The 21,017-nt window shown below is 68.4% G+C and carries 26 protein-coding genes; 9 read left to right on the top strand and 17 right to left on the bottom strand.

Features of this window, described 5'->3' with window-relative positions:
- The first annotated feature begins 1 nt into the window (after position 1).
- From V5E28_RS38720 to V5E28_RS38705, 4 genes are all read left to right on the top strand, one after another.
- Positions 2–670 (top strand): SDR family oxidoreductase, encoded by a 669-nt coding sequence (locus V5E28_RS38720; RefSeq protein WP_336214555.1) that lies wholly within the window; start codon positions 2–4, stop codon positions 668–670.
- A gap of 137 nt (positions 671–807) precedes the next feature.
- Positions 808–954, top strand: a complete 147-nt coding sequence (locus tag V5E28_RS38715; RefSeq protein ID WP_336214553.1) for a hypothetical protein — start codon at positions 808–810, stop codon at positions 952–954.
- 135 nt (positions 955–1,089) lie between these two features.
- Positions 1,090–2,343, top strand: coding sequence for a serine hydrolase domain-containing protein (locus V5E28_RS38710; protein ID WP_336214551.1), 1,254 nt, complete (start codon positions 1,090–1,092; stop codon positions 2,341–2,343).
- Between the two features lie 162 nt (positions 2,344–2,505).
- Entirely contained in the window at positions 2,506–2,919 is a 414-nt protein-coding gene (locus tag V5E28_RS38705; RefSeq protein WP_336214549.1) for a YybH family protein, read from the top strand.
- A 44-nt stretch (positions 2,920–2,963) separates the two neighbouring features.
- Here V5E28_RS38705 and V5E28_RS38700 read toward each other — a convergent pair whose 3' ends face one another.
- Together V5E28_RS38700 and V5E28_RS38695 are read right to left on the bottom strand one after the other, a co-directional pair.
- Complete coding sequence (locus tag V5E28_RS38700) at positions 2,964–3,515, bottom strand: dihydrofolate reductase family protein (RefSeq protein ID WP_336214548.1); 552 nt, start codon at positions 3,513–3,515, stop codon at positions 2,964–2,966.
- A 60-nt stretch (positions 3,516–3,575) separates the two neighbouring features.
- Positions 3,576–4,352, bottom strand: a complete 777-nt coding sequence (locus V5E28_RS38695; RefSeq protein ID WP_336214547.1) for an alpha/beta fold hydrolase — start codon at positions 4,350–4,352, stop codon at positions 3,576–3,578.
- Positions 4,353–4,449: 97 nt separating this feature from the next.
- On the opposite strand from V5E28_RS38695, the gene V5E28_RS38690 reads away from it, so the two are divergent.
- Complete coding sequence (locus V5E28_RS38690; RefSeq protein ID WP_336214545.1) at positions 4,450–5,094, top strand: TetR/AcrR family transcriptional regulator; 645 nt, start codon at positions 4,450–4,452, stop codon at positions 5,092–5,094.
- 141 nt (positions 5,095–5,235) lie between these two features.
- On the opposite strand, the gene V5E28_RS38685 is transcribed toward V5E28_RS38690, so the two are convergent.
- The 8 genes from V5E28_RS38685 to V5E28_RS38650 all read right to left on the bottom strand — a co-directional run bounded on the left by V5E28_RS38685 (position 5,236) and on the right by V5E28_RS38650 (position 9,163).
- Positions 5,236–6,018, bottom strand: coding sequence for a class I SAM-dependent methyltransferase (locus V5E28_RS38685; RefSeq protein WP_336214543.1), 783 nt, complete (start codon positions 6,016–6,018; stop codon positions 5,236–5,238).
- Positions 6,015–6,680: a maleylpyruvate isomerase family mycothiol-dependent enzyme gene (locus tag V5E28_RS38680; protein WP_336214541.1), complete on the bottom strand. Its 666-nt coding sequence runs from the start codon at positions 6,678–6,680 to the stop codon at positions 6,015–6,017. Before V5E28_RS38680 ends, V5E28_RS38685 begins: the two co-directional genes overlap by 4 nt.
- A complete protein-coding gene (locus tag V5E28_RS38675) occupies positions 6,677–7,390 on the bottom strand; it encodes a maleylpyruvate isomerase family mycothiol-dependent enzyme (protein WP_336214540.1) in 714 nt (237 codons plus the stop codon). The genes V5E28_RS38680 and V5E28_RS38675 overlap by 4 nt, the downstream gene beginning before the upstream one ends.
- Before the next feature lie 134 nt (positions 7,391–7,524).
- A complete protein-coding gene (locus tag V5E28_RS38670) occupies positions 7,525–7,722 on the bottom strand; it encodes a hypothetical protein (RefSeq protein WP_336214538.1) in 198 nt (65 codons plus the stop codon).
- A complete protein-coding gene (locus V5E28_RS38665) occupies positions 7,722–8,378 on the bottom strand; it encodes a DUF2306 domain-containing protein (protein ID WP_336214537.1) in 657 nt (218 codons plus the stop codon). Before V5E28_RS38665 ends, V5E28_RS38670 begins: the two co-directional genes overlap by 1 nt.
- Entirely contained in the window at positions 8,375–8,566 is a 192-nt protein-coding gene (locus V5E28_RS38660; protein WP_336214536.1) for a hypothetical protein, read from the bottom strand. Before V5E28_RS38660 ends, V5E28_RS38665 begins: the two co-directional genes overlap by 4 nt.
- A 2-nt stretch (positions 8,567–8,568) precedes the next feature.
- Positions 8,569–8,715 carry a hypothetical protein gene (locus V5E28_RS38655; protein ID WP_336214535.1) on the bottom strand — a complete coding sequence of 49 codons (147 nt, stop codon included), beginning with the start codon at positions 8,713–8,715 and terminating at the stop codon, positions 8,569–8,571.
- A 19-nt stretch (positions 8,716–8,734) separates the two neighbouring features.
- Entirely contained in the window at positions 8,735–9,163 is a 429-nt protein-coding gene (locus V5E28_RS38650; protein WP_336214533.1) for an MmcQ/YjbR family DNA-binding protein, read from the bottom strand.
- 449 nt (positions 9,164–9,612) lie between these two features.
- On the opposite strand from V5E28_RS38650, the gene V5E28_RS38645 reads away from it, so the two are divergent.
- Positions 9,613–11,610: a serine/threonine-protein kinase gene (locus V5E28_RS38645; protein WP_336214531.1), complete on the top strand. Its 1,998-nt coding sequence runs from the start codon at positions 9,613–9,615 to the stop codon at positions 11,608–11,610.
- 69 nt (positions 11,611–11,679) lie between these two features.
- Here the strand turns inward: V5E28_RS38645 and V5E28_RS38640 are convergent, their stop codons facing one another.
- On the bottom strand, positions 11,680–12,786 hold the full coding sequence (locus tag V5E28_RS38640; RefSeq protein WP_336214529.1) for a hypothetical protein: 1,107 nt from the start codon (positions 12,784–12,786) through the stop codon (positions 11,680–11,682).
- A gap of 634 nt (positions 12,787–13,420) precedes the next feature.
- On the opposite strand from V5E28_RS38640, the gene V5E28_RS38635 reads away from it, so the two are divergent.
- Positions 13,421–13,591, top strand: a complete 171-nt coding sequence (locus V5E28_RS38635; RefSeq protein ID WP_336214528.1) for a hypothetical protein — start codon at positions 13,421–13,423, stop codon at positions 13,589–13,591.
- Positions 13,592–13,629: 38 nt separating this feature from the next.
- Here the strand turns inward: V5E28_RS38635 and V5E28_RS38630 are convergent, their stop codons facing one another.
- From V5E28_RS38630 to V5E28_RS38605, 6 genes are all read right to left on the bottom strand, one after another.
- A complete protein-coding gene (locus V5E28_RS38630) occupies positions 13,630–14,832 on the bottom strand; it encodes a hypothetical protein (RefSeq protein ID WP_336214526.1) in 1,203 nt (400 codons plus the stop codon).
- The gene (locus V5E28_RS38625) at positions 14,829–15,341 is read right to left on the bottom strand and encodes a SigE family RNA polymerase sigma factor (protein ID WP_336214524.1); all 513 of its coding nucleotides are present in this window, start codon (positions 15,339–15,341) and stop codon (positions 14,829–14,831) included. Before V5E28_RS38625 ends, V5E28_RS38630 begins: the two co-directional genes overlap by 4 nt.
- A 390-nt stretch (positions 15,342–15,731) precedes the next feature.
- Positions 15,732–16,466, bottom strand: a complete 735-nt coding sequence (locus V5E28_RS38620; RefSeq protein ID WP_336214522.1) for a helix-turn-helix domain-containing protein — start codon at positions 16,464–16,466, stop codon at positions 15,732–15,734.
- A gap of 126 nt (positions 16,467–16,592) precedes the next feature.
- Positions 16,593–17,429, bottom strand: a complete 837-nt coding sequence (locus V5E28_RS38615; protein ID WP_336214521.1) for an alpha/beta fold hydrolase — start codon at positions 17,427–17,429, stop codon at positions 16,593–16,595.
- A gap of 315 nt (positions 17,430–17,744) precedes the next feature.
- Positions 17,745–18,152 (bottom strand): PIN domain-containing protein, encoded by a 408-nt coding sequence (locus V5E28_RS38610; protein ID WP_336214519.1) that lies wholly within the window; start codon positions 18,150–18,152, stop codon positions 17,745–17,747.
- Positions 18,137–18,397 carry a type II toxin-antitoxin system Phd/YefM family antitoxin gene (locus tag V5E28_RS38605; protein ID WP_336214518.1) on the bottom strand — a complete coding sequence of 87 codons (261 nt, stop codon included), beginning with the start codon at positions 18,395–18,397 and terminating at the stop codon, positions 18,137–18,139. Before V5E28_RS38605 ends, V5E28_RS38610 begins: the two co-directional genes overlap by 16 nt.
- A gap of 567 nt (positions 18,398–18,964) precedes the next feature.
- On the opposite strand from V5E28_RS38605, the gene V5E28_RS38600 reads away from it, so the two are divergent.
- The gene (locus V5E28_RS38600) at positions 18,965–20,230 is read left to right on the top strand and encodes an IS110 family transposase (protein ID WP_336214517.1); all 1,266 of its coding nucleotides are present in this window, start codon (positions 18,965–18,967) and stop codon (positions 20,228–20,230) included.
- Between the two features lie 241 nt (positions 20,231–20,471).
- Positions 20,472–20,900 (top strand): hypothetical protein, encoded by a 429-nt coding sequence (locus V5E28_RS38595; RefSeq protein ID WP_336214515.1) that lies wholly within the window; start codon positions 20,472–20,474, stop codon positions 20,898–20,900.
- Positions 20,901–21,017: the final 117 nt, after the last annotated feature.

Genomic DNA, 21,017 nt, shown 5'->3' with positions numbered 1-21,017 from the left:
CATGCGCGGACCGTTGAGCGGTCGCACCGCCATCGTCACCGGTGCCGGTTACGCCATCGGGGCCGCCACGTCCTGCGCGCTGAGCGACGCCGGCGCGAGCGTGGTCCTCGCCGCCCGCGACGGTCGTGCACTCCGGTCGTTGGCCGCGGACATCGGCTCGGCCGGGGGCCATGCGGTCGCGGTCCCCACGGACATCACCAACCCGGTGTCGGTGCGACGGCTGGTCGAGCAGACACTCGGCGCGTTCGGCCGGCTCGACGCCGCGTTCAACCACGCCCAGGTGCTCGGTGTGTCCCTGGCGATGAAGTACGAGATCCCGGCGATGCGGCGCCACGGGGGCGGCCGCGTCGTCAACCTGGCACGGGCCGCCGGTACGCGGGCCGCCGTGACGGAGCTGACCCGCGCGGCGGCCCTGGACTTCGCCGACTCCGGTGTCCGGGTCAACGCCGTGGCCGCCGGGCCGCATGACAGCGCTCAGGATGTCGCGGGCGCCGTCGTGTGGTTGTGCTCCGACGGCGCGTCGCTCGCCACCGGCGAGATCCTCTGCCTCCGCACCACGGACTTGCCCCATCCGCTTCGGCACAACCGTGATCGCTTGTCGGACTCTGCCTGGAGTGATGATCGCAAACCGTCATTTGGCGGGCCGGATGTGAAAACGGCCAGACGCTGACGGCGACGTCGTCGGCGCTCACCAAGTACGCGCTGATCCCCGGCGCGAACAACACCACCTCGAACCCCGCCCCGGGCAACACCTACATCACCAGCCTGGACCTGCGCACCGGGCAGCAGGTCCAGCGCGCGAGGAGCGTGGCCGGCAAGTCCCTGGACCACCGCGAGCCGGAGGGCATGGCCATCCAGATCGTCTCCGGCGCCCCACGCCTGTGCCTCGGCCTGGCCTCGGGCCTCTCGGGAGCGCGCAAGGCCAGCATCTTCTACAAGGCCGAGCTCGTCTGAGACGGGCGTGAAGCCGGCCTCGGCCCTGCCCGGCGCCCTGCGCATCCTGCCGTCGCGACAAGTTGCGCTCACCGATCCCGTTGCGTACGGTGTTCGCAACAAGCGTACAGCGTGTGCACAAGTGATGGAGGAACCATGACGGAGATCGGCAGCTGGGACCGGAAGGGCGCGTGGGGCGTGGACCGGGAGGGACGGGATCGCGGCCTGTCGCGGGAGGGCCTGGCTCGGATGCGGCGGGCGCTGGGCGCCCACGTGGACTCCGGAGCGATCCCCGGCCTGGTCGCCCTCGTGAGCCGAGGGGACGACACGCACGTGGAGGTCATGGGCACGATGGACGCCGGAGGCGTGCGGCCGATGCGCCGGGACACCATCTTCCGGATGGCGTCACTGAGCAAACCGCTCACCGCCGCCGCGACGATGATCCTGGTCGAGGAGTGCCGGTTGCGGCTGGACGAGCCGGTGGACGAGTGGCTGCCCGAGCTGGCCGACCGGCGGGTGCTGGCACGTATCGACGCCCCGCTGGAGGAAACGGTGCCGGCGGTACGGCCGATCACCGTACGAGACCTGCTGACCTTCACCTACGGCTTCGGGGTGGTTCTGGCGCCACCCGGCACCTACCCGATCCAGGCCGCCATCGCCGAGCTGGGCCTGGACACCACCTCACCGGCGTTCGGACCGGATGAGTGGATAGCGCGCCTGGGGCGGCTGCCGCTGATGCACCAGCCCGGCGAACTGTGGCAGTACCACGTGGGTTCCGACGTCCTCAGCGTGCTCATCTCCCGAGTCACCGGCCGGTCGCTGGAGGCGTTCCTGCGCGAACGCCTCCTGGACCCGCTCGGCATGGCCGACACCGGCTTCAGCGTCCCCGCCGAAAAGATCAGCCGGCTTCCCACCAGTTACGCCCACGACCCGCTGACCGGCGGCCTGGCGGTGTGGGACGAGGCCGAAGGCGGCAAATACAGCCGGCCACCGGTGTTCCAGGCCGGGGGCGACGGGCTGGTCTCCACCGTGGACGACTACCACGCCTTCTACCGGATGCTGCTGAACGAGGGCGGCCACGACGGGCGGCGCATCCTGTCCCGCGCCTCGGTGGCGCTGATGACCACCGACCGCCTCACCCCCTCACAGAAGGTCGAGAAGGACGCCTTCGGCGACCACTTCGGCCACCACGGCGGCTACGGATTCGGCGTGGCGGTGCGCACCCACCGCCGCGACCTGGCCTCGGTCGGCCAGTTCGGCTGGGACGGCGGCCTGGGCACCACCGCCTACGCAGACCCGGCCGAAGGACTCATCGGGATCCTGCTCACGCAGACCGCGATGGACTCCGCTGACACCCCTCGTCTCCACCGCGACTTCTGGACCACCGCCTATCAGACGATCGACAGCTGACGACGGCAGTGGACGACCAGCTCAATGAAGGGACGTTCGCCTCGTCGTCGCACCCGAGCGCCGTTCACGCTTTTCCTGGGTGAGCAGCCCGCTGACGCTCCCAGCCTGTCGCGGAACGGGTGCAGGAACTAGCGTGGGCTGATGGCTGAGCACGCTCAATCCTTGACCGAGGTCACTCCACCGGCGCGGCGCCAGGCCCTGCAGCCGCAGGATCTCCAGCCGCTCTTCGTCGAGCTGGTCAACGCCCGTGATCTGGAAGGTCTCGAAGAGCTTTACGAGCCCGACGCGGCGCTGCACTATCCAGCCGGACACATCGCGCAGGGGATCGAGGAGATTCGGCTGGTGTTGCGGGACTTCCTGGCTGCGGAGCCCCTCATGACCGCTGACCCTGTCAGCGTGGTCCTCGCGGGTGACCTGGCACTGACCTCGGGTGTGTGGACCATGGAGATCCCCGGACCTGACGGTCGGCCCCTCCATGCGACCGGGCAGACGGCCGAGGTCGCGCGCCGCCAGGCCGACGGGACCTGGCGGATGATCATCGATGAGCCGGACTTCGTCAGGCCGCGGACGACATGAGGCCCTGCCCGTCAGCGGATGCGCCCGTCCCGGCACGACGTCATCTACGCATCAGGCGCGGGCTGATAGGTCAGATGAAGGACGCCGGTGCTGAAGGTCGCGGAGTCGATCAGCCGCAACGGCGTCCGCCGGCTGTCGTTTTCGAAGAGGCGCCGGCCGTGGCCCAGGACGACGGGATGGACGAGCAGTTGGAGTTCGTCCAGGACGTTCTCCCGCAGCAGTGACCGGACCAGGGTGGGACTGCCGCTGATGGTGATGTTGTTTCCGGGTTCGTTCTTGAGCTTGGTGAGCTCGGTGGCGACATCGCCGCCGATGAGAGTGGAGTTGCGCCACCGCACCGTGCGCAAGGTCGTGGAGGCGACCAGTTTGGGCATGGCGTTGATCCGCTCCGCCAGCGGCACCTCGCTGCCGCGCTGCGGCCAGGAGGCGGCGAACACCTCGTAGGTGGCCCGCCCGAGCAGCAGCGCGTCGGCCTGGTGGAACTGCTCGGCGACCACCTCGCCCATCTGCTCGTCGTAGTAGGGGAAGTGCCAGTCCTCGGGAGCCTCCATGACGCCGTCCACGGACACGAACAGCTGCGCGATGATCTTCCTCATGACCTCTCCTATGAGGGGTGGTGAGCCGCTTCGCGCCGGGATCACCGGCACGAAGCGGTTTCAGGCGGCGAAGAACTCGGCCAGGACGGGGGCGATGACCTCCGGGTCGACGTTGTGGGGCTGACCCGTCAGGGTGCGGCGCCGGGGGCTGGGCAGGGCGGTGGCGATCGCCTCGGCGGCAGCGCTGATCCACGGAATGGTCGCACCGTCGATCACGATCGTCGGGATGGTGAGAGCCGCCAGCTGTTCGGCGGGCAGGGCGAAGTCACCGGCGAGCTCGGCGTCGTAGGCCAGGGCGGGCGCGGTGGCGCCCATGCCCTCCCAGAACGGGCTGGCCTTCATCCCGGTGACGAATTCCTCCGGCATGAGCACCGCCTTCAGGAAGAACAGCTCCAGCATGTCGCCATAACGGCCCTGCTCGCGCAGCGCGAACTGCTGGTCGCGATAGTCGGCGGGAACGGCCGGGCGGGTGCCGGGGATGATGTAGGGGACTTCCCACAGCGCCAGCTTGGTGATGGCCAGGCCGTGAGCGGCGGCGCGGACGGCGAGGAGCCCCCCGCCGGACGTGCCGTACACCATCGCCGACCCGCCGGCCTCGGTGATCAGAGCCTGCAGGTCCTCCAGCTCACGCTCCACCGTGTACGGCTCCGTGTCGCCGCTCTCGCCCCGGCCGCGCCGGTCGTAGTTGTACACGGTGAAGCCACCGGCCAGCAGGTCGGCCACCGGCGCGTTCGTCGATCGGTCGGTGGGGCCGCCGCCGATCAGGATGACTGCCGGCCCCTCCCCGGTCCAGTCGTAGGCGATGGGGGTGCCGTCGGTAGAGATGACCTTGTTCATGGGGTTTTCCTTTCGCCGTTTCGGTACTGGACCGTACAGTACTCGATTGAGTACTGACCCGTCCAGTACTAGACTGAGAGCAAGAAGAGGAGCGGACATGACAGATCTGGCACAGGCGAACCCACCCCAAGAGGAGGGCCGCTCGGCCCGCAAGCGCAGAGCGATCATGGAGGCGGCCACCGAGCTGTTCCTGCGCAACGGCTATCAGGGCACCAGCATGGACGAGGTCGCCACCTTGGCCGCGGTGTCCAAGCAGACCGTCTACAAGCACTTCACCGACAAGGAACAGCTGTTCAGCGCGATCATCATCGGCGCCACCGAGCGGGTCGGCGACTTCACCGACATCGTGACCGAGTTCGCCGGCACCGAGAATCTGGAGAAGGATCTGGGCGAGCTCGCCCGCCGCTACATCACCGCGGTCATCCAGCCGCGAACGCTGCGGCTACGCAGACTCCTCATCGCCGAGGCAGGCCGCTTCCCCGCGGTTGCGCGCGACTACTACCAGCGGGCACCGGGTCGTACGATCGACGCGCTCACCGAGACCTTCCAGAAGCTGGCCGGCCGAGGCCTGCTGCGGATCGACGACCCGTCCCGGGCCGCCAGCCACTTCGCCTGGTTGATCTTGTCCCAGCCGATGGACAAGGCCATGTTCTTCGGGGACGAACAGCAGTACACCCCAGCAGACCTGCGACGCTTCGCGGACGAAGGAGTCCGCGTGTTCCTCGCCGCCTACCGGACCTGAGCCAGGCAGAGCGCCGGCCCGCCCATCCACACCGGTCGGGCCGCTTGGTTCGTCACGCCGTCAGAATGTCGCCGGGCACTCCGATCGACACCGGCGCGGCGTATGAGGGCGATGGCGTCATCTGGATCGATGGCTCGTTGATCAGCGGCGCGCGACGATCATACGAGCGCTCGGGCGGTGGTTCAGCTCGCCGGTCGGCGCGCGGCGGAGGAACTCCGCGCGTAGCCGGCTGACGAAGGTGTCTCCGCGGGCGTTGGCGAGCCCTCGCAGGGGACCTGAGCGGGTGTAGGCGTCGAAGAAGGTCGGCGCGTCCGGATGGGTGATCGGGTGGGACGGCTGCTCGTCTCGTTCGACCGTCGCGCCCTGTGTCGCCAAAGCGGCCACCAGCCGGTCTTCCCACGAGTTGTCTCCTGCGGGCACGTGAGCGCGCACCAGCTCGTCGATGAGCGTGAACGGCCCGTCGCGTTCGGTGCGATCGGGCCAGAAGACGACTGACAGCCGTCCGCCGGGGCGAAGCGCCGCCACCCATGACCGGAGTGCGAGGTCGGGCCGGGGAAGCTGCTGCAGCCCGAACGCGGACACCACCGCAGCGCACCTGCCCGACCAGCTGGCATCCAGGGTGGCGGCGTCGCCTTCGACGACGCGCGCGTTCGGCCACCGGCCGGCCCGCCGCCGGGCCCGGCGGACCATGCCCGCGGAAAGGTCGATGCCGACGATCTCACGCCCGGGAAAGTGCTCGGCCAGCAGGTCCAACTCGGGGAAGGTGCCGCAGCATGGCACCAGGATCGGCCCATCGGGGACCGGGGCGGCCGTGACCGCCCGCACCACGGCGGTCACCCAGGGGGCGAAGCGGGGGACGAAGTAGGCGTCATAGCCGTCGGCGGCATCGTCCCAGCCCTGCGCCGGCGTTTTCGGATCGGTCACAGTGCGGCCCGAATTCGCTCGGCTCCCGCGCCTGACAGGGCGGTGCGGCCCGCCGGCCGGCCGGTGGCCACCAGGAGCAGATCGCCGACCGGGCCGCGTATCTCGTCGGGCCCCTGACCCGCCGACCAGTCCAAATCAGTGGCGATGAGCCGCATACCGCGGAAGCGCTCGCGGCAGCCGTAGAACGAGCTTTCGCGGACGTAGTCGAGGGCGACCGTGGCCGAGACGGCCGGCATCTGTCGCACGCGGCCCAGCGGACGGGCGATGTCCTGCCCGTGCACGAGGGCGTCGACGAGCGGGTCGAGCGGGCCGGTGCCCGGGGCGCGGCGGGGCGATCCGGCGGTCTGGCGCATCTGCGCGATCAGCTGCGCCGGGGAGAACCTGGCCGCCCGCGCCCGGGCGTGGGTGGCGACCATCTTGTTGAAGTCGCCACCCGCCCGGATCACGCCACCGAGCATGCCGAGGAACGTCGAGCGGGTCGACAGGGTCAGGTGGGCCGCGACGTCGTGCACGGTCCAGCCGGGACACAGCGAGTCGGTCTGCCACTCCCGCTCACTGAGGTCGTCCAGGAAATCAGCGAGGCTGAGCCGTTCGGCCTCCACCAGCGCAAGGATCTCGCAGCGGTCCATGTCCACCTCCGGTGATTCACGCTCTGTGATCATTGGTGCCATGCTCGGCACACGCGGATCCGCCGACCCTCGCATCTCAGGCGGAGCGATCCCCTGCTCGGGTGATCGAGGCCTTGGTCAGGCAGTCGTCGCCAGCGTGGCGGCTCCCGGCCCGTCGAGCTCGTCCAGCGCCACTCGTCGGCCGGAGATGGCCAGGAGCAGGGAAAGCGCGGTTCCCTCACTTCCGGACCGTCTCCGATCGACAGGTCGGCGTCCGCCGCCGTCAGCTGGACACGGGCCGTCAGCTCCTTGGCTCCACCGAAAGACGCCGGGGTACGTGCCTGAAGGCGGAGCGATCTGACAACGGCCGCCTGCGGGTAGGAGCGGGTGAGACCCAGGGGGCGACGGATGTCCTCACCGTGGAGGACCTCCTCGACCAGCCGGCTGTCGAGGGGTGCCGGAGGGGTCGACCTCCGCGGTGCCACCTGACGAAGCCGCTCCAACGTCTCCTGCGGCGAGGCGCCGCGCTCGCGCTCCACACCGACCGCGTTCTGACGGTCGAAGTCGAACCGCGCCCGGACGAGGCCGAGCACGAACCCGAGGCGCGTCGTACGAGCTGTGTCGACCAGATGGGCGGCCACGTCGTGCACGGTCCACCCTTCACAAAGTGACGGCTCCCCCCACTGCTCGTCATCGAGGCGGGCGAGGTCATCGATCAGCGCCGCACGCTCCGCATGCACCATCGACCAGACATCATCCTTCACGGCTTCTCCTTCGCTCGACCACAGTGTCTGCCGAGTGAGACTCGCGGCACGGCGGGAACTCATCGCCCGGTGACTCGTCCGCCCTGCACGCCACCGGAAACCCCCTCATGACGGGTACGGCATGAGCGGACGTTTCAGCTGCGGTGCTCTCCGAAGACCTTACGGTCATCCCCGGAGTCGGGCTCGTGGCCGACGCGGTCCGAGCTGGTCGTGCCGTCGCTTTCCTGCGCCAGGGTGAGGTCACCGAACCAGGCAGACCAGTGGTCGTCAAGGTGCCCGTCGACCCGAAGCCTGTAGCAAGCGGGCGCCTGCCGTCTGGGCGACCCGGTCATCAGGCCGCCTCCTTCGTCCTCGCCCTGCGGGTTCGGCGGATGATGTACTCAGCGACCGCGAGGTTGATGCCCCAGCCCGCCCCCAGCATGAGTGCGGTGTTGAGCTCGCCGGCGCCGAAGACCGCCTCCCCGATGCCTTGGGTGAACGCCTGGGTGCCGGCGCCGAGGGCCAGTGCGTAGGCGCGCGTCATCCATGCCCGGTGGTGGGCGACGTCGCCGCGGCGGATCGCGGAGAACCCGAGGATGATGCCGGCGGCCATGCCCGCCCCGAACGCGAGCCGGAACATGTAGGCCAGCTCCCCGCCGGGCTGGCGGGGGTAGAACAGCGTCATCCACAGCGCCGAGAACGCAACGGCCAAGCCCAGCACCACCAGGACCCGTCCGGCCCCCCGGTGCCAACCGGTCCGTCGGCGCCGCAGCGCGGCCGAGAACTGGAAGGCGCCGAGGATGACGTACACGACGGCGCAGACGATGTGCACGACCACAGGCACAGGCGAAGCGGTGATGCGCGGGTTGGCGGGCATCACGTGTGGACCACCAGCCAGCTCGACCAGGCGCAGAGAGCCGGTTATCAGGGGGACCAGGACGACGGCGACCAGCGCGAACGGCACCCACCCGGGCGACCGGGTGGGGCGGGCTGCCGCGTGGTCGGTCACCTTGCGCCGACCGGGTCGGGCTGCGAGCTGGTAGGGCCGGGCACGGGTTGAGCGGCCGGGGTGATGTCGTCGACGTAGGCGGGCGCGCTGTCAGCGAGGGATGGGAGGACGTACGCGGCGTCGAACTCGATGCCCAGCATGACGAGATAGCCGGCCCCGAACAGGACGTACCCGAGCAGACCGAGCATTCCTATCCCTTCACCTGAAACAGGTAACTACCGGTGATACCGATGAGGGCCAGGGCGGCCATGAACATCTTCAGGGTATTGCGGGCCATCCATTCGGTCGAGGTGACGGGGATGACGTCCATGTGGCCGAACCCGGCCGGGGCGGACACCAGCGTCAGCGAACTGTGATCACGGCGGGGGATGTGCGCGGAGCCAGGCTGCCGCTCTGCGCGCTGATGCGCGGGACAGCCACGCGTCCTGGACCACCTCGGCCAACTCGTTCCGGGTGAGCTCACCGATCCGACTGCCCCGCAGCAGCACCGACGGGTGGCCATCGAAGTGCGCGGTGGTGAAGAACCGCGACGCCTCGTCCTGAACCAGCGCCTGCTTGTCCGCCTCGGACTCGACCCAGAAGACGATCACATCCGCATGGCGCTCCCCGGTGTCCGGGTCGACCGCGTCCGGCCGTGGGGTGCGGAAGAAGACGAACGACTTCCCGCCCACTTGGTAGACCGGATTGCCGCCGGTCCCGTACACCACGGTGACGTGCGGCAGGGCCAGAGCCAGCTCGTGCACGTCCTCGACGCGGGCGGGCCGGCTTCCGTCATCGTCGGACACAGCTCCAGCGTAAACGCCTCCCGGTGGAACGTCCGGTGAGAATCCCCCTCGACCCTCATGGTCCGTACGCGAGGAGATCACCGCTCGCAAGGGTTCGGATCAGGACATCTGTGCTGTCGTGGATCATCATGGGACCATCAGGAGCACGCATCCCCGTCATCCCTTCACGAGGAGACCACGGTGTCGTCCGACAGCCCCCCGTCCCCCTCTACCTCGTTGATCGACGTGAGGGCGCCCGCATGATGCGGGCCACCACGTTCTGCGGGCCGAGATGGACGCCTACATCGCCGCCCGTGACCTGTCCGGGGTGGAGCACGTCTACCTGCGGGTCGACGGCATCCACGTCGATATCCGCGGATGACCTCATCCAGCGTCACGGCGTCCGCCCCTGGTCAACCGCGATGACCAACCTCTAATGTCGCTGGCACGTCGGTCGTGCGGAGGCTCCCATGTCAGCACCCCTGCCCGTTGACGCCCCCAAGAGCGTGGGCGGCTACCGGTTGACCGGGCTGCTGGGCGAGGGCGGTCAGGGAGTGGTCTACCTGGCCGAGAGTGAGTCCGGCCGGCGCGTCGCCGTCAAGGTGCTGCACGGCGGGCTGGCCGCTGCTCCGGACGTACGGCGTCAGTTGCGGCGCGAGGCCGACGCGGCGCGTCGGGTGGCATCGTTCTGCACAGCCATGGTGCTCGAGGTGGATCTGTCCCACGATCCGCCCTACATCGTCAGCGAGTACGTCGAGGGCGTGTCCCTGGCCGAGAGGGTACGGCTGGAGGGGCCGCGCGGCGGCGGGTCGTTGCAGCGCCTGGCGGTAGCCACGGCCACCGCGCTGGGCGCCATTCACCGGGCCGGAATCGTGCATCGGGACTTCAAGCCGAGCAACGTGCTGCTCGGCCCGGAAGGTCCGGTAGTGATCGATTTTGGGATCGCGCGGGTGCTCGAGGCCACCGCGACGCGTTCAGGGGTGGTGGGGACCCCTGCGTACATGTCGCCGGAGCAGGTGGCGGGACGGCCGGTGGGAACGTCGTCGGACGTGTTCAGCTGGGGCTGCACGATGGTGTTCGCCGCCTCGGGGCGTCCGGCGTTCGGGGGCGGCTCGATTCCCGAGGTGATGAGCGGGATCCTGTATCGGGAGCCGGATCTATCCGCCGTGCCGGAGACGTTGCGGGCCTTGGTGGGTGCGAGCCTGGCCAAGGAGCCGCACGCCCGGCCGACCGCCGATCAGCTGACGCGGGCCCTGACCACCGGCCCCGCCGTGGAAGGCGCACCGGCACAAGGCCCGCGCCTGAAGGTCCGCGCCGAGCAGACCCGGCCCGCTCCAGCGGTTGGGCCGCCCACCGAGCCGGTACAGCGGCGGCACAAGCTGATGCGGGCCGCCATCGTGGTCGTGGTGTTCCTGGCCTCCTCCGCCGTGGCGATCGCGATCAGCCGGAGCCGCGCGCAGGAGCCCGGCTCGGGGGCCTCGCCGACCGTCAGCGCCTCCCTGACCGCGCCCGCCGGGCCGACGTTGGCCTCGCTGAGCCAGCTGGCCTGGGTCAGTCATTGCTGCGAACACAACGACATGGTGGTGGTCGAGTTCGGGGGAAAGCCGCACGCGGTGACCGTGGGCGAGAAATCCATGGAAGTGTGGGAACTGGCCACCGGCAGAGCGCTCCGCCGCGTGGTCACCGCCAGAGCGGACCACAACGTATCCGTCACCCAGGCCGAGCGTGACGGGAAACCCGCCGTGGTGATCGCCAACCAAGAGACCCTCAATGTCTGGAACCCGTTCGGAAACCCGCGCCCGAACGTACTGAGACCTGAGAAGAACGACGAGCGCACGCCCTTCACCGCGCTCACTCAAGCTGTCTGGAAGGGTAAGCCGGTGGTCGTATCGGTGGGCAGCGACGTGGCGGCCTGGCTGTGGGACCTGAAGCGCGGCCGGCAGATCGGCGAGATCGTGACCGATCACACCGACGTCATCCAAGCCGTCACGACCGGCATGCAGGGCGGCAAGCAGATCCTCGTCACGGGCTCCGCCGACGCCACCGTGCAGCGCTTCGACATGACGACGGGCAAGCCGCTGGGCCTACCCCTGATCGGCCACACCAAGCCGGTGACCGCGGTCGCCGTCACCACGCTGAAGCAGCAGCCGGTGATCGTGTCGGGCAGCGCGGACGCCACGGTACGGGTGTGGGACCTGGCGACAGGGCGGCCGATCGGCGAGCCGTACCGGAAGCACGGAGACGAGATCAACGACGTGGCGTTCGTCAAGCTCGGGAGCAGGACGGTGGCGATGTCGGTGACGACGTCGGAGATGCGGGCCTGGGACCTGGACACGCGCGAGCCGATCGGAGATCCGCTGCCTGACGGCGCGCAGTCTCTGTCAGCTACCTCGGTGGACGGCAAGCCCGTCGCGGTCACCTTCCGCGGCGCGGGGGATCTGCGCGTATACACGCTGAAGCTGCCCTGACCGATCTCTCGGACGGATCCAGCTCTCCGTGTTGGAGGATCGATACCGGTCGGAGCAGAGCCGCCCCGATCAGCGGCCCTTGAACCGCTCGGCGAGTTGGCGTCCGAGCACGTCGAGCTGAGCGTCGGTGAACGGCCTGGCCCCCGCCTGCCACAAACCGTAATAGCGGTTCCCACTCGCCCACCGAGACCGCCAGGCCGCCGAGCGCACGGTGCAGCCGATGGTGAATTTCGCGGCGTGCTTGCCGAGGGTGACGGTCTTGATGGCCTCGCATTCGTCCACGATCTCGGATCTCCCCGCGACGGCGAGCACCCCGGCGATGACGTGCCGGCCCTCGCGGTCCGGGTACGACGGCAAGGACACTTTCATGTGGCAGGAGGAGGCGTCGCAGCGCCCCCAGGAGAACGAACCCGCCGCGAACTGGGTGGAATCGGTATCGATGGCCTCCCGCAGCTCCTCGACAACCCCTTTCGCCCGGTTGTGGACGGTTGAGAGCGCGTCCTGCGGGAGTGCGCGATAAATATGCTGATAGGTACGGCGGTATTCGCCGCCCCCGAGCCGGTTGGAGTCGACCCGGACGATTGGCCCGGTCTGGTCGCGGTACACCCAGTACTGGTCGCCGATCTCTTCTCCGTCCTCCCTGCTTGTCGCCTTCAGGAAGATCGCGGGGGCGCCGTCGAGCCAGCGCTCCTCGAAGGCCGTGTCCTGGCGGTCCGCCGCGCTGCGCAGTATGAGTGCGATGTCGGCAGGCGAGAAGCCGGGCAGGGCTGTCATGTCGGAACTCGCCGAAAGCCAGCGACCGGCTTTCAGCTCGGCCCAGGCGGGGATGTCGTCCTCATCAAGGGACTGCCGCCAGTATTCCTCATCACCTTTGTAGAAGGCGCCGGTGCCGTATTGCAATATGTCAGCCGTGCCACCGTTCTTGGTGACGCTGCCGATGGCGAGGCCGGGCATGACCCACTCAAGAGTGCCTTTCTCCTTGGCGTTCTCCGTCCCCGGAAGAAAGTCCTCGCGCACGGCCTTGGCACCTTCCAGGCGTTGGGCCGCCGCGCGCAGAACATCGGCAGGCTTGGTGCTGTATTCGGGCCCCTTCGATGCGGAGGGCGCGCCCACTACCGGACGGAACACGAGCACCACGATGAGCCCGATTCCCACGAGCGCGAGCAGGCCGCCCACGGCTATGGCGGCGATGAGAAGGCCCCTGGTGCCCTGCTGCGGAGGAGGAGAAGGGGGTAACCAGGGCTCTTGGGGCGGTGTCTCAGCAGGCATCAGCCCTCACTTTCGGGATCTCGACGATAGTTGCGTTCCTGACCCTCGACAAGAAACTGAAGCGGCGGTCCTCCATTCCCCGCGCCGGGCCCGTCCGGGCAGCCCGATACGGCCCGTGCACCACAGCAGGGTGTTCGGACGGGCCGTACCCCGACGGGGCGTCGGGGAAGAGGCGGGCGAGGACTGCGCTGCTGAGGTTATCGGGCATGGCCCAAGAAGGGCCGAGGGCGCGGGTGATGTCCCGGATCCTGCTGGAACCGACCGACCTCCCGGTCGAGAAGATCGGGGAGCGCAGCGGGCTGGGCACGGCCAACAACCTCCGCCGCCACCTCCTCAGGCACATCGGGATATCGCCGAGTGACTACCTGAGCGCGTACGCCAGGGAGATCGCCGAACGCAGCAGACCCATCCATCGTCAGCACCCTTCTCGCGGTTGCCGCAGCCGTAGCCGCAATCAGCGACTTGCCCTCTCGTCGGACATGCGCCATAAGACGGGCGTGGACTCTGGCGACGTCCGTCGGGCATCACCTTCGAGCGCACCATGACCTGGAAAGACTCACCTGACCCGGCACTCGTCGTACGCCTCGACGGCGAGATCGACGGCGTCCTCGCGATCCGCCTCGAGGACGCCCGCGTCGCCGGCCTGTACTACGTCCGCGACCCGGCGAAGCTGACCCGCGTCGAATCCGAGACCCCGCTCACCCTGCGATGAACGCCGGTGACGGGATGCGGGTCAGGGCCTGTCGGCCGCTACCGGATCTTCGTGAAGTCGATGAGGTAGCGCTCGTCGCCCACGGTGTACGTGAGCATCTCGCGTTCGGGTTGGGGCAGGGAAATGCGGTTGCCGTCGGCCTGGATGCCGAGATCCGCGGACCTCCCGGTCGTCAGGTCGTGGAGGACGACGCCGAGAATGCCCTTGTCCTTGACACTCACAGCGGTGGTGCAGAACCGGCCGGCACCCGCCGGTCCGAGCGAGCAGGGATACGGCTTCTGCTGGGATCCGTCGCGCAGCCGCTGGAAGGATTCGCCTCCCAGAGCCTGGCCTGTGCAGATGGTCAGACCACAGGCGATCTGCTTCTCGCCTGTACGGGTGACAGCGGTGTCGGTCTCACCCGTCTCCACGTTGCGGATCGTGCCGAACCTCGGCTGCTCCGTCGGGCCGTACGGTCCCGCCGCGCCGATCCACGGCCACGACAGCAGGTGCATGCCCGCGCCCCCCTGGACGGGCTCCACCGGTCCGCCCTCGAGGGGAACGGTGAAGACCCCGCCCACGAGCAAGGAGAAGACGATCTTGCCCCCGGCCACGGCCAGACCGTCGAAGCCGCCCTCGTGGCCGCCGCCGTCCACTTGCTGGGTCGCCACGAGCTCAGCCTCGCCGCCGGCGATCGACGCCGACCAGATCTGGCCCTTGCCGTCGTCGAGCTTGGTCCACCAGACGACCCGGTCCCCGCCGACCGTGAAGCCGGAGGCGAACATCACCGTGCCCTCCGGCGTCGGCACGTCCACGATCTTGCGGGGCTCGCCGGCGTCGAGATCATAGGCGTAGATCGCGTCGGCCTTATCGAAGCTCGCCGCCGTCGTCACCAGCAGCGTGCCATCGTCGAGAAATCCGATCACGCCGAAGGGCCGCCCGTCCGGCAGCTTGGCCGGCAGTTTCCGCACCGCCTCCGGCCACACCGTCCCGGCCGGGTCGGGCAGCGCCGTCGGCCGCACCGGGACCGACGGCTGCGTCGCGCTCGCGGCGGGCACCACGGAAGTGTTGTCATCGCGCAGCGCGTACGATGCGCTCCCGGTCAGGACCACGACAGCCGCCGCCGCGAGGACCGCCCGCCTGCGCTGAGCACGCCTGCGATATCGGCTCTCCACCCGGTGGGCCAGTGTGCCCGGCGCGTGCGGCGCCCGCCCGGCGGCACTGGCGAGCGTCCTGGTCAGCGTCTCCTCGACGTCGGTCATGGCTTCTCCTTGTGGGCGCTCTGGGCGTACAGGGTCGGGTGCGGTACGGCGGAACGGAGCTTGTCGAGTGCCCGCGAGGCCTGGCTGCGGACGGTGCCCCGGGAGATGCCCAGGACGTCGGCGATCTCGGCGTCGGTCAGCTGCTCGTAGTAACGCAACACCAGCACCGCCCGCTGCCTGCGCGGCAAGCCGGCCAACGCCTGCCAGAGCTCCTGCTCGTCGCCGGTCGGCAGCGTGTCATGGTGTTCGCGCTCGGGCAGCTCCCAGGTGAGGGCCTCACGGCTCCGCCGCCGCCAGGTGGCGATGTGCAGCCTGGCCATGCTGGTGCGGACATACCACTCCGGGTTGTCTTTCAGCCGCACCCGCGACCACGCGCCACGCAACCTGATGAGTGCCTCCTGCACCAGGTCCGCCGCGTCGTGCCGGTTTCCGGCGAGCGCGTATCCGTAGCGCATCAGCGCGTCGCCGCGTTCGGCGACGAACTCGGCAAAACGGGGGTCTGGTTCCACGTACGTTCGCCCTTCATCGTCTTCATCACCTTGAAGAAGGGTTCGACCGGGTAACTGTTGCACGGTTGCGGCGGACGAGGGCCATGAGGTCTTGCCGACTCGGCGGGTAAGCGCTCGTCCCCCTTGCCATCCTGACGATCACCCGCACGATCGCGGCAGCGTGCTTCGACGATGTGCGTAGTGGCACGTATCTCGATGAATGCTCGGGTCATGAGACAGCGCACTGCGGTCCGGGCTGACATCTTCGGCTCCTGGCGCCATAACCAACCCAACGCTTCGCCGTTTCCTTGGTCGAGCACCGTGACCTGCGGGAACAGGCCCCCGGTCGTTACCGTGGCGCGAGATGCCGGACTAATTCGTGACGTTCAAGTCGGCCCTCCACGGTCGACATCATTCCGCGGACGAAACTGCCCTGACCGGCCACGCAACGTCGTCAATCGCGAGCCACGGCGCGACGGCTACGGCCGTGGGCGTAAGCCCGGCGAACGCCTTGACTTCGCGGTGGAGGTGGGGCTGGTCGACGTAGCCGCTCTCGGCGGCAACGCTGGCGGCGGCGTGACCCGCCGCGAGAAGGTGGGCGGCGTGGTCGAACCGCACCAGTCGGGCGGCGCGTTTGGGTGTGATGCCCAGCTGGGACCGGAAGCGGGACCACAGGCGCTTGCGGCTCCAGCCGACCTCGTCCGCCAGGCCGTCGACCCGCACCCGCCCCCGGCTGGTGAGCGTCCGCCGCCAGGTGTAGACGACTTCCGGATCGACGGGTGGGCGGGCGCCCAGCCGTCGGCCGAGGATTTCCATCGCGATCGTGAACCGTTCGTCCCACGACGCGGCGGCGCGCAGTCTGTCCTCGGCTCGCCCGGCGTCGCGGCCCCAGACATCCTCGAGGGATACCACCGACCCGCTGAGCTCGGTCGCTGCGCCGAACACCGCAGCTGCCGCGGCCGGCTCCAGCCGGATCTGGAGGCACTCGCCGACCCCCCGGCCAGTTGCTCGAAGATCGCCGGGGAGGAGCCCGATGACGACACTGCCGCGTTCGTGCCGGCCATGGGTGTCGTAGACGAGGCCATCTCCCTCGCTCAGGTCGATGATCAGGGTGACGGATGGGTACGCGACCATGGCGATGTCCACGAGTGCGGGGGCACGTTGGCGGAACCCGGCCATGCTGACCCCCGGCAGCCGACCTGACCGGCGCGGGACTGCGATGTCCACCCACGCCCAGTCGGGTGGCGTCCCGGTCGACAGCACTTGACCATTCTAGGCCTCAGGGATCACCGGCGTGCTGTCAGCAACCGTTGCCGTGAAGCCCAGCAGCAGTTCGCTGGTCGTCTCGGGCGCTTCGAACATGGGTATGTGCCCGACGCCGGGCAGCAGCTCGACCCGCGCGTTCGGCACCGCGTCGTACTGGTGCGCCGACGACGGCTCCCAGCGGCGGTCGGCAGCGCCGAAGATCACCAGCATTGGGACTTCGAGGACGGCGAGACGTTCGGACACGCTCCGCTGGGCGATGTACGCGGTGTTGCGGCGCAGCACCGTCCTGAACGTCCGGTACGTGGTGCCCCGTACATCGGCGACCAAGTCGTCTGGGATATCCACGGGGCGAGCGCACGTCGCGCTTATCCCCTTGCGGATCATCGCGTCCGAACGCCTCGACCACAGGAGCGGGCCAAGAGGCGGGGCCAACAGGACCCGAAGAAGCAACGGCTGCGGAAGGAGCGCATCGGGACTCGGGCCGGTGCTGATCAGCGCGAGCGACCTCACCAGGTCGGGGCGCTGTTCGGCAAGCGCGGTGGCGATGTAGCCGCCGCTGGAGTGCCCGACCGTGGTGACGCGACGAAGGCCGAGGTCGTCGAGCACCGCCGCCACCCGGCCCGCCTGCACGGGCACGTCGTATGACAGCGCGGGCGGGGACTGGCCGCAGCCCGGGAGGTCGACCCGGATGACGTGATGGTGACCGGCGAGTGCCGGGACCACCGGGCTCCAGGAAGCGCCCGAGAACCCCGATCCGTGTATGAGCAACAGCGGCGGCGCCTCCCGCGGGCCGTCGTGGACCACGTGCATCCCATGCGACTGCTCAAGGTTGTACTCACTCATGCAGAAGACGATGCATGGGCTACCGGCTATCAGTCTTGGACAAATGTCGTCGGGCTCACACGCGACGTGCACGAAGCACACGTCGCACTACGCCGCTTCGGCCTGATCAAGGGCGTCGACAATGAGTCCCGCAGGCTCGCCGGCCGAAACGAGTATCTTCGCAAACAGGGTCTTGTCCGGACCGTTCCCGTTTTGTCCTGGAAGACAGAGCACTCGACGACTCCGCGACGGAGTGATCGACCTCGCGCTGCGGTACACCTGCAGGCAACTACTACGCGAAGCGATGAACGTTGCCGTCAGGGTTGCCGTCGGCATTCAGCGAGGAACTACCTGAGCGCGCACGCCAGGGAGATCGTCGAACGCAGCAGACGCATCCATCGTCAGCACCGTTCTCGCGGTTGCCGCAGCCGTAGCCGCAATCAGCAGGTCGTACGCGCCTCGCGACTTGCCCTCTCGTCGGACATGCGCCATAAGACGAGCGTGGACTCTGGCGACGTCCGTCGTGTACTCCTCGACAGGGATCAACGCGAGGACTTGGTCCACAAAGGCCTGCCGATCGGGCCGTCGTGCCGCATCGGCCAGTTCCACGCCGACGAGCAACTCGGCCACAGTGATCGCCGAGATCGCCACATCATCGGCGTCTCCTATCACCGCGTCCACGGATGCCTTGCCTCGCTCGGCGGCAATGAGCACACCGGTGTCAAGGATCAGGCGTCGGGCCACGTGCCCCTCATCTCGTTGTCGATCGCCTCGCGGGCCGCCGCCACGTCAGCTTCGAAATCGGCGTCCAACGTCCCCGCTCTGCTTGCCAGAAACGCCTTGACCATACGTCCCGGCGCTGTCGGCGCGGGGCCGATCACAGCGATCTGCTTCCCACCGCGAGTCACTACGATCGTTTCCCCATGCTCGGCCGCATCGAGAACCGTCGCAAAGCTTCGGGACGCTTCAGTGGCAGTCATCACCTTCATAGAATCAGATTATCTGATCCCCGAGGGTCGGACCGGAGGAACCGAGGCCCCCTTGCCTCAAGGGCACCTGGGGCCCTCCTTCCTAGAGCCGATCTTTCGCATGGCCGCCAGCATGGGCGCCCTGAGAGAGGGGTTCCGGTCTACTTGACACGCTCTCAGGTGCATCCTGGGGCCTGATGCTTCCTGGTTCATGCTTGTCGCTCCCTGTGGGCGACCATCCGTCTGGCGATGCAGCAGACGCAAAAACGCCCCGGAGCGATGATCGCTACGGGGCATCTTGGCTGGTCAGTTGCTGTGGTCAGGGGCGGGGTCGAACCGCCGACCTTCCGCTTTTCAGTCTTTGATGTGGCTGCGCGCACGCCCTGCGGGCGGGAAAATCGGGGGTGGTTGCCCGCCGACGTCGAGTCCGCCTGGTGCCTGGTCGAGGCCGGTTTTCAGTCTGACGCCGGGAGCCACCCTTAGGGGCCCTGAATTGTCGCTTCGAGCACGAGAGCCCGGCTCTTGATCTCCCCTACCGGCTCCCCGGGCAACCACCCATGCTCGCCACGGAGGAGACGAGGGAGACAGGTGCAGGAGACCACCGAGCCGGTGGAGTTCGTGGAGCGGGTCGCCGCGATCGATATCGGCAAGAGCGGCCTGGTGGTGTGCGTACGCGTGCCCAGCGAGGACAAGCCCGGCCGACGTCGTCAAGAGGTGCGCGAGTACACCACGCTGACCGCGTCCCTGCTTGCGCTGGCCGATTGGCTGCGCTGCCAGAGCGTCACCCTGGTGGCGATGGAGGCCACCTCGGACTACTGGAAGCCGGTGTACTACCTGCTCGAGGCCGAGGGCTTCACCTGCTGGCTGCTGAACGCCAAGCACGTCAAGAACGTGCCCGGCCGCCCCAAGACCGACAAGCTCGACGCGGTCTGGCTGGCCAAGGTCGTCGAGCGCGGTATGTGCCGGCCCAGCCTGGTGCATCCCAAGCCGATCCGACAGCTGCGCGATCTGACCCGTTACCGGCGCAGCCTGGTCCGCGAACGCACCCGCGAGAAGCAGCGCGTGGAGAAGCTGTTGGAAGACGCGCAGATCAAGCTGTCCAGCGTGATCAGCGACGTGTTCGGCGTCTCCGGCCGCCAGATGCTCCAAGGTCTGATCGACGGCCAGCGCGATCCCAAGACGCTGGCAGCGATGGCGCGAGGCCCTATGCGCTCCAAGATTCCCGTACTGCAGGAAGCGCTCACCGGTCACTTCACCGACGAGCACGGCTTCTTATGCCAGATGATGACCGACCGCGTCGACGACCTCACCTCTCGGATTGAAAGCGTCGCCCGCCGGATCGAGGGCAAGATCGCTCCCTACGCCGCCGCGGTGGCTCAGCTCGATGAGATCATCGGCGTCGGCGCCATCGCCGCCCAAGAACTCATCGCCGAGATCGGCATCGACATGAGTCGCTTCCCCACCGCCGGCCATCTGGTCTCCTGGGCCAAGTTCGCCCCGATCGACAACAACTCCGCGGGCAAGAAGAAGGGCGGCTCCACCGGTAAGGGCAACCCTTGGCTCGCGGCCACCCTCGCCGAGATCGTCGCGGTCGCCTCTCGCTCCAACACCTTTCTCGGCGAGCGTTATCGGCGACTGTCCAAACGCCGCGGCCGAAAACGCGCCATCGTCGCCCTCGGCAACTCCGTCCTGACGATCGTCTGGCACCTGCTGTCCGACCCCGACGCCCGCTACCACGACCTCGGCTCCGACTTCTACCAGTCCCGCATCGCTACCCAGCGCCGCGAACGCGACCTCATCCGCCAGCTCGAACGCCTCACCGGCAAGACCGTCACCCTGCAACCAACCGCCTGACCAAACTTCGCCGTACAAGCCTCACCCCAGATCACGGGCCGAGGTTCGCTGCCGCCTGCCCGCGAACTCACCGATTTTCGAGCCAGGCGGACCAATCACCTTGGTCGGGTAGCGGAGATCGTGGTCAGAGGGTGGGGGACGGTCGCCGAAGTGAGTCCATGTGTGGGGACGTTGCTGTCAGCGCTGCTGTCACCGCTCCGCCGGGACCTGCCAATCGTTTGGTCTGTAGGACCATGTCCTCATGTCAGTGACCGAGTTTGCCGGCGTGACGAAGGACAAGGATCGTGGCATCACGTCCAAGGGAGGGCTGTACGAGTTCTGGACTGAAGAGGGTGCCCACGTCTACCTTCACGACACCGACTTCAGGCGCCTGACCTACGAGCCCGGCAGGCCGCCGACGTTGGAGCTGGAGTTCGTCTACGACCCACAGTGGACTCCACCCGAACTGTCGAAGACGCCTGTCGTGCTCTTCCGGTTCGAAGATGTCCGCCTCGTCGAATGGCACGAGGACCAAGAGGGTCATGACTGCGTTGCCGCTGACCCTGATGCCCCACCGGGGCAGGTCGGGCAGTTCGACTGGGACGGCACCGACATGTTCACCCTGGACACCTTCATACTGCGCTTGATCTTTCACGCGCCGCGAGCAGCGGTGATCGTGCATGGGAAGTAGAGCGGGGAAGCCATCACGGCCTACCTGTTCGGATCTCGGCCCCCTTCGTTACGAGTGAGACCAAGATTGTCCAGGATCATCTACCAGGAACTTCCGGCCCTGGTCGGCGGCCACCCA

It is taken from the genome of Nonomuraea sp. LPB2021202275-12-8 (genome assembly GCF_037044575.1).
Taxonomy (GTDB): Bacteria; Actinomycetota; Actinomycetes; order Streptosporangiales; family Streptosporangiaceae; genus Nonomuraea.
The sequence above is the reverse complement of the archived record's forward strand: the minus strand, read 5'-3'. Positions and strand labels throughout refer to the sequence as shown.

Bases quoted from the DNA above. Each gene is read 5' to 3' on its own strand.
- V5E28_RS38695 (WP_336214547.1), bottom strand. From the start codon at position 4,352: ATGAACAAGGTCATCTCTACCGACGGCACCCCCATCGCCTACGACTGG.
- V5E28_RS38635 (WP_336214528.1), top strand. From the start codon at position 13,421: ATGACCTGGAAAGACTCACCTGACCCGGCACTCGTCGTACGCCTCGAC.
- V5E28_RS38700 (WP_336214548.1), bottom strand. From the start codon at position 3,515: ATGAGGAAGATCATCGCGCAGCTGTTCGTGTCCGTGGACGGCGTCATG.
- V5E28_RS38615 (WP_336214521.1), bottom strand. From the start codon at position 17,429: ATGAGTGAGTACAACCTTGAGCAGTCGCATGGGATGCACGTGGTCCAC.
- V5E28_RS38645 (WP_336214531.1), top strand. From the start codon at position 9,613: ATGTCAGCACCCCTGCCCGTTGACGCCCCCAAGAGCGTGGGCGGCTAC.
- V5E28_RS38630 (WP_336214526.1), bottom strand. From the start codon at position 14,832: ATGACCGACGTCGAGGAGACGCTGACCAGGACGCTCGCCAGTGCCGCC.
- V5E28_RS38605 (WP_336214518.1), bottom strand. From the start codon at position 18,397: ATGAAGGTGATGACTGCCACTGAAGCGTCCCGAAGCTTTGCGACGGTT.
- V5E28_RS38595 (WP_336214515.1), top strand. From the start codon at position 20,472: ATGTCAGTGACCGAGTTTGCCGGCGTGACGAAGGACAAGGATCGTGGC.
- V5E28_RS38690 (WP_336214545.1), top strand. From the start codon at position 4,450: ATGACAGATCTGGCACAGGCGAACCCACCCCAAGAGGAGGGCCGCTCG.
- V5E28_RS38680 (WP_336214541.1), bottom strand. From the start codon at position 6,680: ATGATCACAGAGCGTGAATCACCGGAGGTGGACATGGACCGCTGCGAG.
- V5E28_RS38660 (WP_336214536.1), bottom strand. From the start codon at position 8,566: ATGCTCGGTCTGCTCGGGTACGTCCTGTTCGGGGCCGGCTATCTCGTC.
- V5E28_RS38710 (WP_336214551.1), top strand. From the start codon at position 1,090: ATGACGGAGATCGGCAGCTGGGACCGGAAGGGCGCGTGGGGCGTGGAC.
- V5E28_RS38670 (WP_336214538.1), bottom strand. From the start codon at position 7,722: ATGACCGGGTCGCCCAGACGGCAGGCGCCCGCTTGCTACAGGCTTCGG.
- V5E28_RS38720 (WP_336214555.1), top strand. From the start codon at position 2: ATGCGCGGACCGTTGAGCGGTCGCACCGCCATCGTCACCGGTGCCGGT.